We start from the raw sequence: 18,813 nt of genomic DNA on the forward strand, positions 1-18,813 counted from the left end.
ACAAATTTTTTGGCCTTTAGAAGGAGTAGATAACCCGGGCAACGAAATAGGAACAATTATATTTGTGGTGAAGGGAATGGTGTTATTGGCTGGCATTAACCTCGGCTTTTTGAAAGATTGTTGGCAATTGGCCCGCGGCTATTGGTTTTCAGAAGAGAAGTGGCGGGCGTGGGGACTAGCGACGGTAATTATAACGCTGAATTTAGCTTATGTTTATATTTTGGTATTATTTAATCAATGGAATAACCGCTTTTATAACGCCCTGCAGAATTTGGATAGCGAAGAAGCTTTCAGCGCTCTGCTTGAGTTTAGCGGGCTGGCTGCTATTTACATTATTGTTGCCGTGTATCAGCTGTACCTGCAGCAGATGCTGGAGATAAAATGGCGGCGGTGGATGACGCAGCAATATTTGGACAGTTGGCTGGCAAAACAGACCTATTACCGGCTGCAGCTTATCGAGAATAACACCGATAATCCTGACCAGCGTATTAGCGAAGATCTGCGGCTGTTTACCAATTACAGCCTGCGTTTGTCGCTAGGTCTTTTAAAAGCCGTGGTTACGCTAGTATCCTTTATTGCTATCTTGTGGCAGTTGTCAGGTACGCTTACCCTTCCTGTAGGCAGTACAGAAGTGACAATTTCCGGGTATATGGTATGGTTTGCTATATTGTATGCGGTTGTTGGGACTTGGCTGACCCACAAAATTGGTAAGCCGTTAACTAAGCTCAATTTTGATCAGCAGCGCTATGAAGCTGATTTTCGTTTTAGCTTGGTACGGCTGAGAGAAAATAGTGAGAGCATTGCCTTTTACGGTGGCGAAGCCCGGGAGGGTCAGTCGTTTATGGGCAGATTTGGCAGTGTCTTGGATAATTTCTGGCAGATTATGAAACGCCAGAAACAACTGACTTGGTTTACCTCAGGCTATGGTCAAATTGCAATTATTTTTCCGTTTCTAGTAGCTGCTCCCCGGTACTTTGCCAAAGAGATTCAACTTGGCGGATTGCTCCAGACCGCATTGGCCTTTGGCAAGGTACAAGATGCGCTATCCTTTTTTGTTGAGAGCTACCCCTTGCTGGCCGAGTGGAAATCGGTGGTTGACCGGCTAACCGGCTTTGTTGGTAATATGGAGAAAGTAAATGCGTTAGCTAATAACGGTGCGGTGATTCATCAGACGTCAGATCCGGCCTTGAGGGTGTCTGACCTGAATATTGACTTGCCTGATGGCCGGCGGTTGTTGTCAGAACTTAATTTGTCATTGGCAGCAGGTGATTCCCTGCTGGTGGCTGGTTCCTCCGGCAGCGGCAAAAGTACGCTATTGCGGACGCTTGCCGGCTTATGGCCTTATGCTCAGGGAGAGATAACTGTGCCTAAAGGCCAAAGTTCCTTGTTTCTGCCGCAAAAAGCCTACCTGCCGCTTGGCACGCTGCGGGAGGTTTTGCTCTACCCGGGCCCCCGGCAGCCGGTTAATGATGAAGACATTTATACGGCTATGTCGCTGTGTAAATTGGAGGGGCTGAAGGATCAGCTTGATAGGGTGGAAGAATGGTCACATGTGCTGTCGTTGGGCGAGCAGCAGCGGATTGCTTTTGTGCGGGCTCTTATTCATAAGCCTGAGTGGCTGTTTATGGATGAGGCAACATCAGCGCTTGATGAACCCACAGAACGTGTATTGTACAAACTACTGTGTGAACAGCTGCAAAATACGGCCATGATCAGCGTTGGTCACCGGGGTACACTAAACAGCTATCACAAAAAGAAATTGACTCTGGATGGAACCGGGTGTTGGAGTATGCTTACTTTATAACATATAGATAAAAAAGCGCTAAATGTGATACTATATTCATAGTGCGTGTTACGCACAAAAAGATGGAGAGCGAAATGATTAAAGAAGTAATAGTAGTTGAGGGCAAACAGGACATTGCTGCTGTTAAACGGGCAGTGGATGCGGAATGTATTGCTACAGATGGGTTTAACCTATTGCCACGCACCATAAGCCGGATTGATGATGCTTATAAACGGCGGGGGATTATTATTTTGACTGATCCGGACAGTGCGGGTGAGCGCATTCGTAAATACTTAGCCCAGCGTTTTGCCAAAGCTAAACATGCGTTCGTACCAAGAGAACAAGCTTATGCGAATGATGATATTGGCATTGAACAGGCCTCGCCGGAGGCCATTCGAGATGCGCTTAGTAAAGTGCGGCTGCATGAGTGGCAGCCATCAAGTGAGTTTAGCTGGCAGGATATTATAATAAGCAGATTGACTGGTGTGCCGGACGCCACTATCCGACGGGCGGCGGTTGGTGAAATTCTGGGTATCGGCTATGCTAATGCTAAGGGCTTTTTTTATCGGCTCAATCATTATGGCGTTACCCGTGCCGAGTTTGCAGGGGCAGTAGATAAGTTGGATGATGCTGCTAATCTAAGCAGTGGTGTGGAGGAACCAAATTATGGCGATTAAGCCGTGTATTGCACAAAAAGAGGTAACTTTACATATATTAAAAACCTTTGGTATCCATATGAGCAAAAAATTAGGGCAAAATTTCCTGGTTGACGGCAATGTCGTGGCAGGAATTGTGTCGGCCGCTAACGTTTGTGAAGGTGAACCTGTACTTGAGATTGGACCGGGGATTGGCACGTTGACCCAGGGACTAGCTGAAGCTGGGGCTGAGGTTACTGCAGTCGAGCTTGACCGTCGCCTGCTGGAGATCCTTGGTAAGACGCTGGCAGGGTATAATAATGTCAGGGTTATTCATGGTGATATTTTAAAAATTGACATTTCCCGGGAAATAAACAAAGAAAGATACAAAGTTGTTGCTAATTTGCCCTACTATATTACAACTCCTATTATTATGAAATTCCTGGAAGAGAGACTGCCTGTCGAACTGCTTGTTACTATGGTACAAAAAGAGGTGGCGCAGCGTATGGTGGCCAAGCCTGGCGGCAAGGATTATGGGGCACTGTCAGTAGCTGTTCAGTATTATACAGAGCCGGAAATTATGTTTATTGTGCCACCGCAGGCTTTTATTCCGAAACCTGCTGTAGAATCGGCCGTTATCCGTTGTACTGTGCGTACGGTGCCGCCGGTTGAGCTTGTTAGTGAAAAAATGTTTTTCCGGGTTGTTAAGGCTGCCTTTGCTCAGCGTCGGAAAACCTTGGCTAATGGCCTTAAGTCGGCTGGCCTTAGCAAAGAAGAGCTGGAGCAAGTATTGACGCAGGCCCAAATAGATGGTGGGCGTCGTGGCGAGCAATTATCGCTGGCCGAGTTTGCCGCTATTGCTAACTCCTGGTCAAAATTAGTAAGTGATAGCTAAGTGAATTTATAAACCCTTAAAGCCCTGCTCATTTTGAGCAGGGCTTTTCGTTAAGAAACATATCTAACAAATCTAAGCGTCGGTCAATATGATAGCCCAGGTAGGTTTTGTTCTGCCATTGACGGTTGCGACTTTGGTTATGAAAGGCGGCAATGGCTTCCAGGCAATCGCCGACAATGGTATCAATGATTTTGTTGGTATGAATTTGATTTTTCACAGAGGAGCCTAGACGATAGTGGGGAATGGTAGTGGCTACATCAATTTTTAGCTTGTGCATGCGCGCAAGCGCCATGGTAACAGGGGGAATAGCCAGCTCACGCAAGGGCACTGTTTCCAGGAGGCGGCGGGAGACGGCATGGGGGCCATGGGCCGGGCTGGCTAAATTAATTTTTTTATCAAGCCCCAACTCTTTATTAAGATTGAGACGCCATTGAAAAGTAGGGTTATAGCGTTCGATATGGCGTGGTGGAGAAGGATAACAATTGGTTAAGGCCATATCCAGGTGTTTCAACAATATACCATCAACCAGCTCCATCAAATTCTCATTAAAAGTACCTACCATGTCGCCATCAACAAAAGCGACAACATCGCTGCCCAGTGCCAAAGCTACTTTAGCGCCAATGGCGCGGGGCGTGTCAATGCCTAAACATTCATGGAAATAGATAATTTGGAGTTTTGGAAGACGCATTTGTAAAACTTCGCGCATTGTACTGTCTTTGGAACCATTGGACACTAAGATAATGTGGTCAATAGGCAATGTTCCCAGATTTTGCAATACAGTGCTAATGCGCCCTCCCTCATTTTTGGCCGGAACGACCACGCAAATCACGTCCATCACCTCGGAGTGTAAGGATGCGTGTAAAAATGTATGCTGAAAGCAGCCTTATGAGGGCTCACTATAGTATATAGCGGAGAGAAGGCATTTGCCACCAGGTGTAGTCAGTAATTTTGTGGCACTTTAGCTAGGCGTTACATAGGATGTAATAGTTATAGCCACTGGTTAAGGGGGGATTAAGGTGGACATTCAAGTAGGCGACCTGGTTATTAGAAAATCTCATGGCGGCGATATTGTTTTTAAGGTAACTGACATATTTGTTGACGATACCCAGCAAACACACTGTGTGCTAAAGGGGCTACATTTACGGCTAATGGCTGATTCGCCTATCGATGATTTAGAGCCGATTGAAGCAGAACATTTACGCAATGAAATTGTTCGCATGGAAAATATGCATAACAATACCCTGCGGCAGGTCCTGGTACGCCGCAGCCGCGAACGGGAACAAATTGAATTAAGGCGGTCTGAGGCCACCAAAAAATTCACTTTCTTTGATTTGCCTGGCCGGGTATTACATCTTGACGGTGATGAGGAATACCTTAAAATGTGCTTGAAAACCTACAATCAACTTAATCTTCAGGCAGTGGGCCGTTGGGTGGAAGAAAGTAAACAAGCGGACGTTATTAGCAATTTATTAGAAGAAATCCGGCCGGATATTCTGGTGTTTACAGGTCATGATGCCTTAATTGGCAATGGTAAAAAGGATATAAATGATATCAATAACTACCGCAACTCGAAACACTTTGTTGCAGCTGTAAAAAAAGCCCGCCTAGTTGAGCCTTCCCGCGATGAATTAGTTATATTTGCCGGGGCTTGCCAATCACATTTTGAAGCTATTTTATCTGCGGGCGCCAACTTCGCCAGCTCACCTAACCGCATTTTTATTCATGCATATGACCCGGTGTTTATTGCAGAAAAGGTAGCTTTCACACCGATAAACCGGATAGTTGATGTAAGTGACGCTATTACGGCATCAGTAACCGGAGTTGATGGCGTAGGTGGTCTGGAGACCAGAGGGAAATTCCGATTAGGTATGCCAAAAACGCCAATTAAATAACAACAGACTCAACACACACACCACCGACCTGAAAAAAGGGAACGATAGTATTTTGACGAACTATTATCTTGTCAAATACTAATTGTATGTGGAGGTCTAATGTGGTAGTAACAGGAGAACCGCAAGGCAGTAGGAACGCCCGTAAGGCTGGCGGTGTTTTTTATACGCCAGTACATATTGTGAAATATATTCTGGCATGCACGCTGGCGCAGCATGATATAGTGGTAAATCCGGTGCCGCGAGTTCTTGATCCAGCTTGTGGGTCAGGCAACTTTTTGGTGGCGGCCTATGATTTGCTGCTGGCTAAGTTTGTTGAGAACCTGCCTGTATTGCGAGCCAGGTATGCCAAGCAGCGATACATGATCAAAACTGTCATGACAGAACATTATCTGGAAGGCAGATCCTACTGGCGTAGAGAAAACCTGCATTACCACATTATCCACTATTGTTTATATGGAGCTGATATGGATGAAGCTGCAATAAATAAGGCACAAGAAAGATTGTTGGAAAAGCAGGAAACACTGTCTTCACTGGATTCGGATACTATGAATTTGCTTACCTGTGACAGTCTAATTAAATGGGAAGAGGATCTGATAGAGGTGGACGGTTATACCGGCAATGACCGTTTGCGGCTAGCCGATTTTTGGACGCGAAAATATGATTATGTTATTGGTAATCCACCCTATATCAGTTTTGGATTAAACCGGGTAGGCAAAGTGACTGCCGGGCAGGCGCAGTATTTGCGGATGAACTATCCTCATTCGGCGCAGTATAAACTTAGCTATTATGCGCTATTTTTGGAACGTGGTATTTTGGCGCTAAAGCCAGGGGGTTATCTCGGCTATATTACGCCTGACAGCTATCTGCTAGGGCGCTACTATTCTAAAATTCGCGAGTTTATTCTCGATAATTGTAGGGTACAAGAACTGGCATTGGTAAATGCGAAGGTATTTGGCGGCGTGGTAGTGGGAATTCCGGCTATTACCATTTTGCAAAAAGAAAGTAGTGAGGAAGCCAAATCAACGGCCGTAGTAACGGTCAAGAAAATTAATGAAACAGAGATTGTACCTACTGCCTATCAATATCCGCAGGCGTATTTCTCTGAGCAGGTGTATAAACGGTTTCGGTTGTTTTTTCTGGCAAGGGATAAAGCTATTGTTGATAAGCTGGATCAAGCCCCCTGTCGGTTTGGTGATATAACAAAAATCAGGACAGGCATGCGCTCGCTTACTGTGCAGGCAGATATAAAAAGTAAGATGAGGCAAGGCGATACCTGGCGTCCGGGGCTGGTATCCTCAGCACAGGTATTGCCTTTTGGGCTTTCCTATCAGGGTGACTGGCTGGACGTTGATCCGACCAAACTAAATAAAGGCGGTTGGGATGGAGAAGTTATGGCTGGACCCAAGATTTTCCTCAGACAGACAGGCGATAGTTTAATCGCTGCTGTAGACAAATCGGGGTACTACCATCTGAATAATATTCATTCGCTGGTGGTAGATAAAGGTGAGCTTAGTTTAGAATATTTGGTGGCTATTCTTAATTCCCGGTTAATGAATTTTTATTATCAGACTGTCACTTTGGAAAAAGGGCGATCTATGGCGCAAGTGGATATTGAAATGGTGGAAAAACTGCCGCTAATCATTGACGAACAGCGTGTCGGTTTGTTAGTTCAGTTAGCAAAACAGTTGGCCGAGCAGGGTGGCTGTGGAATTGAAGATAATGGTATCTATAATGAACTGAATAAAGTAGTCTATGAGATATATGGGTTATCTGTAAGCGATAGCCTGTATATTGAGCAGAGCATTAGCAAGGGCAAGCAGGCGAAGAGGCGATGTGAATAGTGAGGTCTTCTTTCCTTTATACATAAATTGTTATATGCCCGGAAACAGGAGTTTACACAAAAGGAGCGAATATTACATAACATCAGACTGAGTGATCAGTTTGCAACCAAATAAATGCCAATATAACGGCACTTATATCCTTAAAAACAAACACTAGAAGGTTGGTTATGTAAAATTAATGAAGCTTAAAAAATCGGTAACTAAAACAATTCTCGGGTTGATGATAATGTCGCTGCTTACTACCTCTTTTGGTGGTGCATGGGCGACAACGGCTTATGCGGCAGAGGTAAAAGATGAATCTATTCAAAATGGGGATGACAAGGCAGTTATTGGCGGCTTAGTAGCTCTTGGTTTACTAGCTATGGTTGTTAGTGGAAAAAAGGGTGGCACCAGTGAGTCGGCAAGAAAAAATACTACGACGACTCCGACGACGACTACTACTACGCCGGGTACTTCTACTACAGGCTCAACATCTCAGACGACAACAACTACCTCAGGGCTTACAGCCGATGAAGCCAAAGCATTTCAATTATTAAACGCTGATCGCGCAGCCAATGGTCTGCCTGCGCTCAAAATCAACATGAGCCTGGTGCGTTTAGCAGAAAACTATGGACAGGATATGATTAACCGTAACTATTTTTCGCACTACAATCCGGAAGGACAATCTCCTTTCGATCGTATGAAGCAAGCGGGTATTAGCTACAGCGCCGCCGGTGAGAATCTGGCCATCAACAGTAATGTAACGGCTGCTGAAAAAGCCTTTATGAGCAGCTCCGGTCATCGGGCCAATATTTTGAACTCCAACTATACTGATGTGGGTATTGGCGTTCGTACTAATACTGCAGGGTCTGTGTATGTAGTGCAAGAGTTTATCAAAAAATAGGAACAATTTTATTGGAATAGCAAAATCCGCGCCCTTTGGCGCGGATTTTGCTATTCCAATTACATACACTTCGGGCAGCCACCACGATGCTCATGGTAATCGAATTCGTGACCGCAATAAGGACATACTTTATATAACCGATAGGTGCAGATTCTATAAAGCTTATAGTAACATTTAAAAGTTTTAACACATTCTTTAGTAGGCTGGCATTTCATTTTGGGAGTGCAGCACGACATATCCATATCGTTGCAGTCATCATCCATCGGTTCATGTTTGTCAGGACCGTCGCATTTGCTATAATCATCATCGCACTTCCAGTTGGGATATTTTTTATAAGACTTCATTAATTATATTACCTCCTTATTTATTTAGATGGGCATGTTTTCTCCCCCTAGGGGGAAGAGCATCTGATATATACTATGAATAACAGGGAAAAAATGTTATGTTGTTTTCCGGTATTGTGTTTATATATCAGCAGTGAAGAAGTTTACAGGTAGATTCTGTGAGGTCAAGGCACAATGAACTATATAGTAAAGAAAAGAAGCTGAAATCTTTATAAAACCAAGAATTTCAGCCTCTTTAAAAAGAGCAGTTAAGTAAAGTTATCTACTTTTTTATATTAACGGAAGATGTACGGATCAAGCTTGTGGAGGAAGGCACCATACATCTTCCGTAATTTTTTTATTTCAACAAATTGTAGGTATCAGTATAACCAAATAATTTTAGAATTCCTTTAGAAAATAATGTAAGACATAATTGGTTTACAGACAAATATATTTTAAATAATTACCTGCGATAATAAAAAAAATATATATAATCGATTTTAACATAATTTTTTGGCGGCTATAGGAGGGATATACTTTGGCAGCACAGGTGATTCCGTTTCCTGCGAAATCTGAACCCAACTTAACGGAAATAGAGAAGCTCATTCGGGAGTGGCTGTTCAATGTATCGGAAGATCAGGATTTCATTGAGACTGTGGCTTCGCGGATGATGAGTTTTATCAATAATTATGCCAATAAATGGTTTGAGCCTACGTTCAATTTAGTTGTACCATCAACGTTAACCCTGGAAGAAAGGAAAGCACTTTGGGTTTCCATTGAAACAGGTGTTGACGAAACTGCCAAACAGGTACAAGAAATGATTAATAAGATAATTGTAGAACGATTTTTCCTTGAGATAGAAATATATGAAAGTAAGGAAAAAGGGAAAATGGAAAAAAAAGAATTATTGTGCCCTAAGTGGTAAGCGAAACAAGCATAAGGCAGGAAAAAGCATTTGTAGTTCTATTGACTACAGATGTTTTTTTGTTTGTTACATGATGGAAATTTCGGGGTATGTTTTCCGGACATTAGTCATAGTTATAGCTTAGAGATTTGCCTGCAGTAATACATTTTTTGTCACATAAAAATTAGTGCAGGCATATATATAATTAGAATATACAAAGGGGGGAATCTGCATGAACGATAGAGCCAATAACAAGTGCACTCTTGGCATTGAAACCGGAACTATTATCGTGCGTCAAATAGTGGGAGAAAAAGAAAAACAAAAAGCACTGGATATTCACGTGGTTGTTCCGGAAAGAAAACCTTCCATTGAGCAAATTGTTGATGTATTTGTTAAAGAAGTAGAAGTAAATAGTGTTGATGTAATTACCGATAAAGTTATTGTTCGGGGTGAGTTCGAGATTAAAGCCATTTATGTAGCCGCTCTGCCTGAGCAGCCTGTTCATGCTGTAGAAGTTAAGCATTATCGGTGGACTCTTGATATTGATATTCCTGGGGCACGCCGGGGGATGGATGCTGAGGCTAGCGTTATTGTTGAGTTTGTGGATTATGATGTTGAAGACCATCACCGTGCCTATAAATACAAAAATTTTGAGCCTATCGAATGTGATGACGGCGAGGACGATGATGATGACAATGACTGTTACGACTACGACCACGACCACGACAATGACTGTCACGACCACGACCATGATCATGACCATGATTGTGACCATCATGGTCACCATCATCATCGCAACTGCCGGGAATTTGACGTATCAGTTATTTTAAAAGTCATCGCCAAAGTTATGACTGATCGGGAAGTTACTATTGGAACGGGAACGTTGCCAACTACACCCAAAGGTTAGGGTTTTCTTTAGGTATCAACGGAGAGGGGGGGAAACCATGGATGATAAAACGAGAGCAGCTTCTGGTTCAAGTAATACTTCCGGTGTGACTACGAAAACAGTTGCCGGTGTAACTACTGTTGATAGTGCTGAATTGGAATGCGGCTGCCCGGAACCAGGTCCGGAGACAATTGAGGTAGAACAAGTCCTGGGTGCTGAAATGGCCCAACGGGTTGTGGAACTTGATTTGTTTGTTCCGGCGCAGAAGCCAGATATTGAACAAGTAGTTGACGTATATGTGAAGGAGCTGGAAATTAACAAAGTTGATGTTATTCCTGACAAGGTCATTGTGCGTGGTGAATTAGAGGTAAAGGTAATGTATGTTGCTGATTTACCTGATCAGCCGGTACACGCGTTTGAGAAAAGGCACATTCGTTGGACGCGGGATATTGTGATTGATGGTGCTGAACCTGAGATGAAGGCAACTGCCGATGCAACTGTGGAATTTGTTGACTATGATTTCCACTGCCATCATGATAGGCGCAAGGTGCATATTACTATTGTACTTAAGGTCTGGGCCCGGGTAGTTACTACCACCGAGATGGATGTATATGCATTAAGTCCTATCGATGAAATCGGTGTAGTTGGAAGTACTACATCAACAGACAAAGTCAGTGCCAGTCAGTTTACTGATGAAAATGTATCAGCTGCAGAAACTGGTGGTGGAAACATAGCAGGGTTTGGCGAACAAAATGTTATCGTCACCGGTCCGATGACACCGACCGCTGGTACAGCCACTAGTGCCACCGGCACGGTAACAGTAACTGGCAATACAGTTAATATCAGAAGTGGACCTGGCACAAATTTCCCTGTTGTAACAAAGGTTAACAAAGGCACGACATTAACTGTTAAGGAACAGGCTTTTGGTTGGTACAAAGTAGTGCTTACTGATGGTACTACCACTGGCTGGATAGCCAGTTGGCTGGTAAATAGCACTACAGTTAATGCAAAAGGGTAAAGAAAATATGGCTTATACCGAGCCTTGAAGGATAGTGGAACCCGAGGTTGCCCTTATCCTGTTTTTAAGAAGTTAAACCTTTTGTTAGGATAAAATAGCGACCCAGGGATAGTAATCATCCCTGGGTATTGTTTTAATTTGCTCAAGCCAAAATCCCGGAGGCGCTAAGCTGCCGGGATTTTTGGTCCAGATGAAAAGGTTAAATCTTTATCAGCGGTGAGAGGAGATGGCCTAATGTATCGGGCGTTAAAATATATCGGTCCGGTTGGGCTGGGAGCTACATCTCCACAACTATTTCGCGCCGAAAATGACTGTGGAGAAGTAAAGGTATGTGTTGTTAAGTTATCATCCAATCGTCTTGGGTCCAAGGTTCTCGTAAACGAGTTGCTAGCTGCTCATTTTGGCGATTGGCTGAAGCTTTGCTTTCCACCAGGGGGACTTATTGACATTTCTCCGAAGGTATTGGCTAGTAGCCGGCGTTTGACTGCTGCCGCCGTACTGCCGGGTTGGCACTTTGGGTGTGAGTATTTACAAGGAGTTGGCTATGTAAACAAATACAATCTGCATCAGGCAGTAAATAAAGAGCAAATGGCTGGCGTTATGCTGTTTGACCACTTGTTCCATAATCCTGACCGGACGGAAAATAGAAAAAATCTGCTAATTCGCAAAGAACGGGATGGCTATAAGCTGTATGCGATTGATAATTCACATTTGTTTCGTCGTGGCAAATGGACAACTGGTATGCTGGAAGAGTTAGTTGATACGATTACGGTAAATCATCGCCGTTCCTATGGTGTGCTTTTGAAATATTATCTACGGCCAGCGCAATTATTCAAGTATGCTGCAGCCGTTAAGAATATTGAGGATGCGAAATTTGCTCAGTTTATGGATAGTATTCCTGAGGAGTGGCTGCCTGATAAGGCGGAGCGGCAGGCTTTGCTTGAATTTCTTGTTAGCAGGCGTGACAAAGCCTGCTGGGTAGCAGAACAATTAAGCCAGCTAATCCCGAATATACATCGGGGTACCGATATTTATTAAGGTAAATATCTCTTCAGCATGCGCGTTATGCATCCGGATACAGCCGTTAGATACCATTTGACCAATTAGCCAGGGGGCATTGATGCTTTGAGCAAATAAGCATGACAAATTATATCGTTTCCCACGTAATTTTAAACACTGGCGGCTTTTTGACACTTGGTTTGTCAGTTCTTACTACGGTAACTTTTGTAAGCACAGCTCTGATAATGGATTTCTTTTCATCAGGCGTAAGATCGCCTTGCTCAATCAAGGGTCGTAGTTGAGCGGCGACTTCCGCGAAACTTAATTTTGCTGCAACAGGTGCTTCGAGAGGTTTCAGTACATTTCTTCTTTCTTCGATATCAATTAATTGTGCTCGTATTTGGTCCAGCTCTTCCTCGGCATCTTTTTCAGATAGCTTTTGCTGCCTAAACCACTTAGTAATCGTTTCACGGCGCTTTACAAGTTCAGACTCCATTTGATTGAGTCTTTTGGTCTCTACCTTGTTGTTGGCAACCGGCTTTGGTTTCGGTATGAACTTTTTAGCCTTCTCATGGTTTTTTAATGCCTCTGCCAGCTTAGACCATAGAACGGCATCTAAAGCCTCAGCAGGAAGGCTCCTGCTGGCACATTTGAGGCCTGCATTGCGAAGATCGCTGTATCTTTGTGTAGCGCACTGGTAGTAAGGCTTATAACTGCCATCTCTGAACGCACAATGATGGGCTAGCATACGGCGGCCACAAACACCACAATACATTATTCCGGCAAAAAGATAGGGATGGATAAACGGTCTTTTTGTGGTTGCTTTGTTTTGCTTCAGCTGATGCTGTACGCGTTCAAAAGTCATCTCGTCGACAATAGCTGGCACAGGAATAGAAATCCATTCATCTTTTGGGCGTTCCATTGTCTTGCGTGTATCTATCCCGGTTTTCTGTTGCCGGTTCTTCATACTGTGAAAGGTGCCCGTGTATGTCCTATTAGTCAATAGGTTATGAAGCGAAGAGGTTGGCCAGAGTGCTTTGCCGGTAGGCGATAAAACAACTCTTTTCTTTAGTTCTTTTTGTACGCGTTCAATGCTCATCTGATCATCTATGACAAGTCGATAGATTTCACGGACAACAGCAGCCTGCGTCTCATTAATGGTATAGGTGCAATTAGCTTGATCGTAACTATAACCAAACAATCCAAAATCCTGGATGATTTTACCCTGGGACGATTTTTTCTTTTTGCCGCGTAGTGTCCGGTCAAGTATCTTAGCTTTTTCAAATTCCGCTATGGCGCCACGCATAGAGAAAAACAACCTTCCTTCCGGACTGGCATCATAGTTCCCGGTAATGAACCGCAATTCGACCTTTGCTTTTTCCATCTCTTCCGCTACTAGTAGTTGAATAGATAGTTTACGGGCTAGTCGATCAGGATCATACACGACAACCGTTTCAATTCTCCCGGCAGCAATATCGTCGCGGAGACTAGTTAAGGCCGGACGGTCGATAAATTCGCCGCTATAGCCCTCGTCTACATACTCTACTATGTTTGTTTTACCCTGTTTAAATAATAATGCTTTGCATGATGCTATTTGGTCAGGGAGGGAATAGCCGGTTTTCGCTTGTTCTTCTGTACTGACGCGAGCATAAATTGCGTTCATTTTGTTATTTCACACTCCTTATCTATATGATTTTATGCAAGAGTACAACCAGTAACCGCATATGTTTTACCGGGGGTGGTGACATGATTGGTGTGATTGATGAGGAAAACTCTAGTTTTCCTGTAACCGAAGCAGCCCAGGAAGCCTTTGAAGCAGCAATGGCAAAAATTATTATGGCTAGGTGGGAAGCTATGTCAGTAGAGGAGCAAGCTAAGATAATTAAGCCAAGTAAATCCGGTAAGTCCTAAGACAGAGGGAAAAACTATAAAAAAATAAAAAGCCGCGCAGCGGCAAAATCAAGTTGTTTTATCCATTTGCTTAATTACGTTAAATACCTGCTGATAAAGATTTGTTATCGATGTTGCACTAGGCATTAATTGTGTATTACTTGCAGCTGCTGCAACAATTTGAGCAGTTAATGTAGCAATCTGTTGATTATCCATCTATTAATCCTCCCTAAAACTGATTCCTAATTGATTCATTATACGAGTAATGCTTTAAGGATATGCACCAATTTGTAGCAAGCGGTAATCAATCCTAATAGGACTTTTGACCTGTAAAGTTAGTAAATTTGTCTTAAGGAAGTATAGTAAAGGATGTCGAAATAGATATAAAAATAATAATAGGGTGATGGAAATGGGTGCAATGATCGAGGAAATTGATTCTTTGAAGAAGCAAATGGTTGGCTTAGGATATGTAGAGGGAGAGGTAAACGCGTTTATACATGATGCTATAGGAGACAAGCCGATATCTAAGCTTAGCAATCAAGAGTATAAAGATTTGATTGACTACTTGAACAGCTATCTATTGTTTGCGAAAAAAAGCAAAGGATTAGTATCGAGTCATTAATTGAGCCTGCGGGCTCTTTTTTCATGTTCCCCAATAAGTATTCTAACGGTGTTAGCTCTGGAGATAATATAGTTTCTAAACGTTTATACATATATAGGAAGTCTTAATTTCTGTCATGTTTTTTTTATCAATGTGTGTTTGTGCCATGAAGGCCATAGGCATCATAATTGAGGCCCATCCAGCGTGTGCCGAGCACTCCGCCTGGGTTGGTAATTTTCGTGGCAATGGCAAAATTGCCGGTAGGCGTTGGGGTTGATGGTTTGCCGATGGCAACTGGGTATTGACGGACTGGGTTATTACCATCAAATAAGGTTATTTGGCGCTGGGATTTAACCAGCAAAATATTAGCTCTGGGCAATATGTGGCTAGCTCTGATAGGGGAGATTGGTATTACTTCCTCAGTGGTGGCAGTCAGGTTTTGACAGTAGGAGATATAACTTTCGCCTGCTGCCAGCGTAATGTTTTTTAAAGATTCGGGCAAATAAATCTTTCTAATATTCAATATGCTTCGACCTCCGTTTGCTCCCGTTTTTCTGCTTCATTATATTCAATACCAGTCAATTCGGTTAATAAAAACCTATTGAATAAATTTTATACAATTTTGGTAAAAATAGGAGCATAAGATAAATAGGAGAATTATGTTAGGATGAATGACACAATAACAGCAAATAAAGACAAACCGTGCGGTAGTTTACTTATCATTGGCGGTCATGAAGATAAAGTAGGCGAGTGCTTGATCTTGCGTCAGTTTATAGATATGGCTGGCGGCAAAAATAGCCAGATTGTAGTGATTGCTACTGCCACCGGCCAGCCCCGCCTTGTGGGTAATGAATACCGGCAACTATTTTCTTCTCTCGGAGTGGCGGCAGTCACCATTATGGCTGTTGCCGACCGGGAGGCGGCAAACCAACAGGAACAGGCTGAGATTATAAAGCAGGCCACCGGCATATTTTTCACAGGCGGCGACCAACTGCGTTTTACCAGTATTCTTGGAGGGTCAGCCGTTGACGCTGCCATTCGGGCTGCTTTCAGGCAAGGAGCTGTCATTGCCGGGACAAGTGCAGGGGCAGCTGTTATGAGTGAGACCATGATTGTAGCCGGTAACTCCAATGATACGCCTAAAAAGTCTTCCCTAATCATGGCTCAGGGCATGGGGTTTTTAGCAGAGGGGGTAGTTGATCAGCATTTTGCCCAACGTGGACGTATTAACCGTTTGCTAGAAGCAGTCGCCCAAAATCCGCATGTTTTGGGAATCGGCATTGACGAAGATACAGCCCTTGTTGTTGGACCCGACCGGCTTTGTCAGGTAATTGGCTCACAGACGGTGACCATTATTGACGGTAAGAGTATTATCTATTCCAACATTTCTGAGTCCAATCGCTATCAGCCATTAGCCATATCTAATGTACTATTACACATTTTGCCTGCAGGATTTGGTTTTGATTTAAATCTAAGGCTGCCATTGCAGCTTGCTACTAACTAGCTAAAGGAGGATTGCAACATGAAATTATTATCTACACGCTTTATTGCCGGACCTAACATCTACAGTTATCGCCCGGTTATTAAAGCGACTATTGATATTGGCAGCTATGAAGATATAGACAGCAGTGGAATGGTTGATTTTGTCGTGTGCTTATTAGCATTACTGCCAGGACTACACAAGCATAGCTGTTCACGGGGTTATCCTGGCGGTTTTGTAGAACGTTTGCACGAGGGAACGTATCTGGCACACATTTTTGAGCACGTAGCGCTTGAACTACAGTCGCTGAGCGGTGACGAATATGCCTCTGCTTTTGGCAAGACCCGCGGGTCGGGGCGTCGGGGCATTTATCAGGTTGTATTTGGTTGTAAATCAGGTCAGGTAGGGCTAGCTGCCGCTGACGGTGCCTACCGTTTGCTTGTGGCGGTGCTTAATGGACAAGCTTTTAATGTGCCAGAGGCAGTCGCGAAGCTAAAGAAAATGGGAGAAGAGGGCAGATTGGGACCAAGTACAGCAGCTATTTATGAAGCGGCGCGACGGCGGGGTATTCCTGTTTTGCGTCCGGATTATGAAGTTAATTTTCTTATTCTCGGCTATGGCAATAAGCAACAGCGGGTTTGGGCTAGTATTACTGGACAAACAAGTTCCTTGGCTGTTGAGTTGGTGGGAGATAAATTCCTTACCAATACGTTGTTGCGGCAAAATGCTGTGCCTGTACCGGAGGGATATGTTGTTACAAGCTTGGCAGAGGCTGTCGCTGCTCTTGATAGGATCGGTGCGCCGGTTGTTATTAAACCTGTCAATGGTAACCACGGAAACGGGGTTACGCTAAATATTTGGAATAAAGCCGAGGCGGAACGGGCCTATCAATTGGCTGCCGAGTATGATGAGCGGGTGTTGGTAGAAGAATATGTAGCAGGCCGCCAGTATCGATTGTGTGTTGTTAATGGTAAACTGGCGGCAGGGGCTGAGCGGATACCGGCCCATGTTGTTGGCGACGGTATTCATTCAATTGCTGAACTGGTTGAATTGGTTAATCTAGATCCGGCTCGTGGCAGTGGTCACAGTCGCCCGCTAACCTGTTTGCAAATAGATGCCGCGGCCATTATGACCCTGTCCCGGCAAAACCTATCAGCAGCGTCTATCCCAGCTGCCGGACAGCTGGTCGATATCCGTGACAATGCGAATCTGAGTACTGGTGCAACAGCCAAAGACGTAACTGCCAGTATTCACCCGGACATCATCCGGCTGGTGGAGCGGGCAGTGCGGCTTACTGGTCTGGATGTGGCAGGGGTTGACCTGGTTATGCCTGATATTTGTCGGCCGCTGGCTGCCGGGCAAGGGGCCATTATCGAAATTAATGCTGCGCCTGGCCTTAGAATGCATTTGTATCCAAGTTCGGGGATACCCCGTGATTTAGGCGCAGTCATTGTTGATTATCTATTTCCTAATGGGGCCGATGGCCGGATACCGATAATTGCCGTCACTGGCACAAATGGCAAAACCACGGTTACTAGGCTTATTGGTCATATCTTTCGGCAAGCTGGCTATAAAACAGGCATGACCACCTCTAGCGGCATCTATGTGGATCAGGAGTGTATTATGCAAGGTGACACAACTGGTCCAGCCAGTACGGCCATGATATTGTCTGATCCTGCGGTAGAAGTGGCTGTATTGGAAGTCGCTCGCGGTGGTATCATCCGAGGTGGATTGGGCTATGATTTTGCTGATGTCGGCATAATTACGAATATTACCGAAGATCATATTGGGCAGGATGGTATTGAGGATCTTGAGGATTTGGCCTATATTAAGTCTTTGGTTATTGAACGCGTGCGGCCAGATGGTGTTGTGCTTTTAAATGCAGATGATAGCCGGGTGGCAGATCTCAAGGTACGGACAAAGAGTGAAATTATTTATTTTAGTACCCAGCCTGACAATATTATTGTTCGTCGCCATCTCGGTGAAGGGGGCCGGGCCTGTTTTGTCAAAAATGATGCCATTTATCTGGCAGCGGGAAAAAAAGAGCAAGTTCTGATTACAATTGTTAATGTCCCCCTTACCTTGCAGGGGTTTGCCTATCATAATATTCAAAACACTGTAATTGCCGTTGCGGCTTGTTGGTCGCAGAAGCTATCCTTAGAGGCTATTCATAAAGGCGTGATCAGCTTTAACCAAAACCCGGGGAGACTTATGCTGATGGCGATGGCGGGTTTTCGGGTTTGCGTTGATTACGCTCACAATCCGGCTGGTTGTCAGGCGTTGGCAAGTACTTTAAGGCGCCTTAAGCCACGAAGATTGATTGGAGTTATTGCGGCACCTGGGGACCGGAGGGATGATGTTATCATCAGCCTTGGCAGGGCTGCCGGCCAGGGATTTGACAGTATCTATATTAAGGAAGATTGTGATTTGCGGGGGCGGCAGCCGGGTGAGACAGCAGCCCTGCTGTTGCAAGGTGCTTTGGAAGCTGGGATGGCTGCTGCGCAGGTAACCACCATTTTTGATGAATGCGAGGCCGTGACTACTGCTTTGAACCAGGCCGTTGCAGACGATTTAATTGCCATTTTTTACGAAAACTATGATGTTGTCATGACGACGATAACCGGGTTTGAGCAGAGACAAAAATCCGGCTGCTTGTGTAGAACAGACCTCCCGAAATTAGTGGTCGCCGGAATGCGAATCAAAGGATAATGAAAAAAATATGGAAAGCAGGTTGGTAGTTGCAGGCAACTACCCGAACAGGTAGAATATATATGATATAGACT

At 44.2% G+C, this 18,813-nt stretch carries 20 protein-coding genes; 14 read left to right on the top strand and 6 right to left on the bottom strand.

The genetic code is table 11. The features are described 5' to 3' along the window. Window positions 1-76: 76 nt before the first annotated feature. From SALPA_RS13715 to rsmA, 3 genes are all read left to right on the top strand, one after another. Window positions 77-1,804: an ABC transporter ATP-binding protein/permease gene (locus SALPA_RS13715; RefSeq protein WP_145094951.1), complete on the top strand. Its 1,728-nt coding sequence runs from the start codon at window positions 77-79 to the stop codon at window positions 1,802-1,804. A 74-nt stretch (window positions 1,805-1,878) separates the two neighbouring features. After that, entirely contained in the window at window positions 1,879-2,460 is a 582-nt protein-coding gene (gene rnmV / locus SALPA_RS13720; protein ID WP_186451066.1) for a ribonuclease M5, read from the top strand. Continuing rightward, window positions 2,450-3,313, top strand: coding sequence for a 16S rRNA (adenine(1518)-N(6)/adenine(1519)-N(6))-dimethyltransferase RsmA (gene rsmA / locus SALPA_RS13725; RefSeq protein WP_145094957.1), 864 nt, complete (start codon window positions 2,450-2,452; stop codon window positions 3,311-3,313). Before rnmV ends, rsmA begins: the two co-directional genes overlap by 11 nt. A 28-nt stretch (window positions 3,314-3,341) precedes the next feature. On the opposite strand, the gene SALPA_RS13730 is transcribed toward rsmA, so the two are convergent. Next, window positions 3,342-4,148 (bottom strand): glycosyltransferase family A protein, encoded by an 807-nt coding sequence (locus SALPA_RS13730; protein ID WP_255451200.1) that lies wholly within the window; start codon window positions 4,146-4,148, stop codon window positions 3,342-3,344. A gap of 181 nt (window positions 4,149-4,329) precedes the next feature. On the opposite strand from SALPA_RS13730, the gene yabG reads away from it, so the two are divergent. The 3 genes from yabG to SALPA_RS13745 all read left to right on the top strand — a co-directional run bounded on the left by yabG (window position 4,330) and on the right by SALPA_RS13745 (window position 7,929). Then, entirely contained in the window at window positions 4,330-5,205 is an 876-nt protein-coding gene (gene yabG, locus SALPA_RS13735; RefSeq protein WP_255451201.1) for a sporulation peptidase YabG, read from the top strand. Window positions 5,206-5,306: 101 nt separating this feature from the next. Further along, complete coding sequence (locus SALPA_RS13740; protein WP_186451067.1) at window positions 5,307-7,046, top strand: TaqI-like C-terminal specificity domain-containing protein; 1,740 nt, start codon at window positions 5,307-5,309, stop codon at window positions 7,044-7,046. A gap of 178 nt (window positions 7,047-7,224) precedes the next feature. After that, window positions 7,225-7,929 (top strand): CAP domain-containing protein, encoded by a 705-nt coding sequence (locus SALPA_RS13745; protein ID WP_145094970.1) that lies wholly within the window; start codon window positions 7,225-7,227, stop codon window positions 7,927-7,929. Between the two features lie 59 nt (window positions 7,930-7,988). On the opposite strand, the gene SALPA_RS13750 is transcribed toward SALPA_RS13745, so the two are convergent. Beyond that, window positions 7,989-8,273: a hypothetical protein gene (locus SALPA_RS13750; protein WP_145094972.1), complete on the bottom strand. Its 285-nt coding sequence runs from the start codon at window positions 8,271-8,273 to the stop codon at window positions 7,989-7,991. A gap of 517 nt (window positions 8,274-8,790) precedes the next feature. Between SALPA_RS13750 and SALPA_RS13755 the strand changes: the two genes are divergently transcribed. From SALPA_RS13755 to SALPA_RS13770, 4 genes are all read left to right on the top strand, one after another. Beyond that, a complete protein-coding gene (locus tag SALPA_RS13755) occupies window positions 8,791-9,177 on the top strand; it encodes a hypothetical protein (protein WP_145094975.1) in 387 nt (128 codons plus the stop codon). A gap of 211 nt (window positions 9,178-9,388) precedes the next feature. After that, window positions 9,389-10,063, top strand: a complete 675-nt coding sequence (locus SALPA_RS13760) for a DUF3794 domain-containing protein (RefSeq protein ID WP_145094978.1) — start codon at window positions 9,389-9,391, stop codon at window positions 10,061-10,063. Between the two features lie 37 nt (window positions 10,064-10,100). Next, on the top strand, window positions 10,101-11,060 hold the full coding sequence (locus SALPA_RS13765; protein ID WP_145094981.1) for an SH3 domain-containing protein: 960 nt from the start codon (window positions 10,101-10,103) through the stop codon (window positions 11,058-11,060). A gap of 234 nt (window positions 11,061-11,294) precedes the next feature. Then, entirely contained in the window at window positions 11,295-12,098 is an 804-nt protein-coding gene (locus SALPA_RS13770; RefSeq protein ID WP_145094984.1) for a HipA family kinase, read from the top strand. Here the strand turns inward: SALPA_RS13770 and SALPA_RS33255 are convergent. Both SALPA_RS33255 and SALPA_RS13780 read right to left on the bottom strand, forming a co-directional pair. Then, window positions 12,060-12,155 (bottom strand): L,D-transpeptidase, encoded by a 96-nt coding sequence (locus SALPA_RS33255; protein ID WP_342747399.1) that lies wholly within the window; start codon window positions 12,153-12,155, stop codon window positions 12,060-12,062. The genes SALPA_RS13770 and SALPA_RS33255 overlap by 39 nt on opposite strands. 52 nt (window positions 12,156-12,207) lie before the next feature. After that, window positions 12,208-13,722, bottom strand: coding sequence for a recombinase family protein (locus SALPA_RS13780; RefSeq protein WP_145094987.1), 1,515 nt, complete (start codon window positions 13,720-13,722; stop codon window positions 12,208-12,210). A gap of 83 nt (window positions 13,723-13,805) precedes the next feature. Here SALPA_RS13780 and SALPA_RS29045 point away from each other — a divergent pair, with 83 nt between their 5' ends. Next, a complete protein-coding gene (locus tag SALPA_RS29045; RefSeq protein ID WP_186451068.1) occupies window positions 13,806-13,970 on the top strand; it encodes a hypothetical protein in 165 nt (54 codons plus the stop codon). Window positions 13,971-14,018: 48 nt separating this feature from the next. Here SALPA_RS29045 and SALPA_RS29050 read toward each other — a convergent pair whose 3' ends face one another. Beyond that, window positions 14,019-14,165, bottom strand: a complete 147-nt coding sequence (locus SALPA_RS29050) for a hypothetical protein (protein WP_186451069.1) — start codon at window positions 14,163-14,165, stop codon at window positions 14,019-14,021. Window positions 14,166-14,358: 193 nt separating this feature from the next. On the opposite strand from SALPA_RS29050, the gene SALPA_RS13785 reads away from it, so the two are divergent. Beyond that, window positions 14,359-14,571, top strand: a complete 213-nt coding sequence (locus tag SALPA_RS13785) for a hypothetical protein (RefSeq protein ID WP_145094990.1) — start codon at window positions 14,359-14,361, stop codon at window positions 14,569-14,571. A 127-nt stretch (window positions 14,572-14,698) separates the two neighbouring features. On the opposite strand, the gene SALPA_RS13790 is transcribed toward SALPA_RS13785, so the two are convergent. Continuing rightward, the gene (locus SALPA_RS13790; RefSeq protein ID WP_145094993.1) at window positions 14,699-15,073 is read right to left on the bottom strand and encodes a L,D-transpeptidase; all 375 of its coding nucleotides are present in this window, start codon (window positions 15,071-15,073) and stop codon (window positions 14,699-14,701) included. Window positions 15,074-15,217: 144 nt separating this feature from the next. Between SALPA_RS13790 and SALPA_RS13795 the strand changes: the two genes are divergently transcribed. Then, entirely contained in the window at window positions 15,218-16,054 is an 837-nt protein-coding gene (locus tag SALPA_RS13795) for a cyanophycinase (RefSeq protein WP_145094996.1), read from the top strand. An 18-nt stretch (window positions 16,055-16,072) separates the two neighbouring features. Then, a complete protein-coding gene (cphA, locus tag SALPA_RS13800) occupies window positions 16,073-18,739 on the top strand; it encodes a cyanophycin synthetase (RefSeq protein ID WP_145094999.1) in 2,667 nt (888 codons plus the stop codon). Window positions 18,740-18,813 lie beyond the last annotated feature (74 nt).

It is taken from the genome of Sporomusa sp. KB1, assembly GCF_007830295.1.
In the GTDB taxonomy this organism is placed as follows: Bacteria; Bacillota; Negativicutes; order Sporomusales; family Sporomusaceae; genus Sporomusa.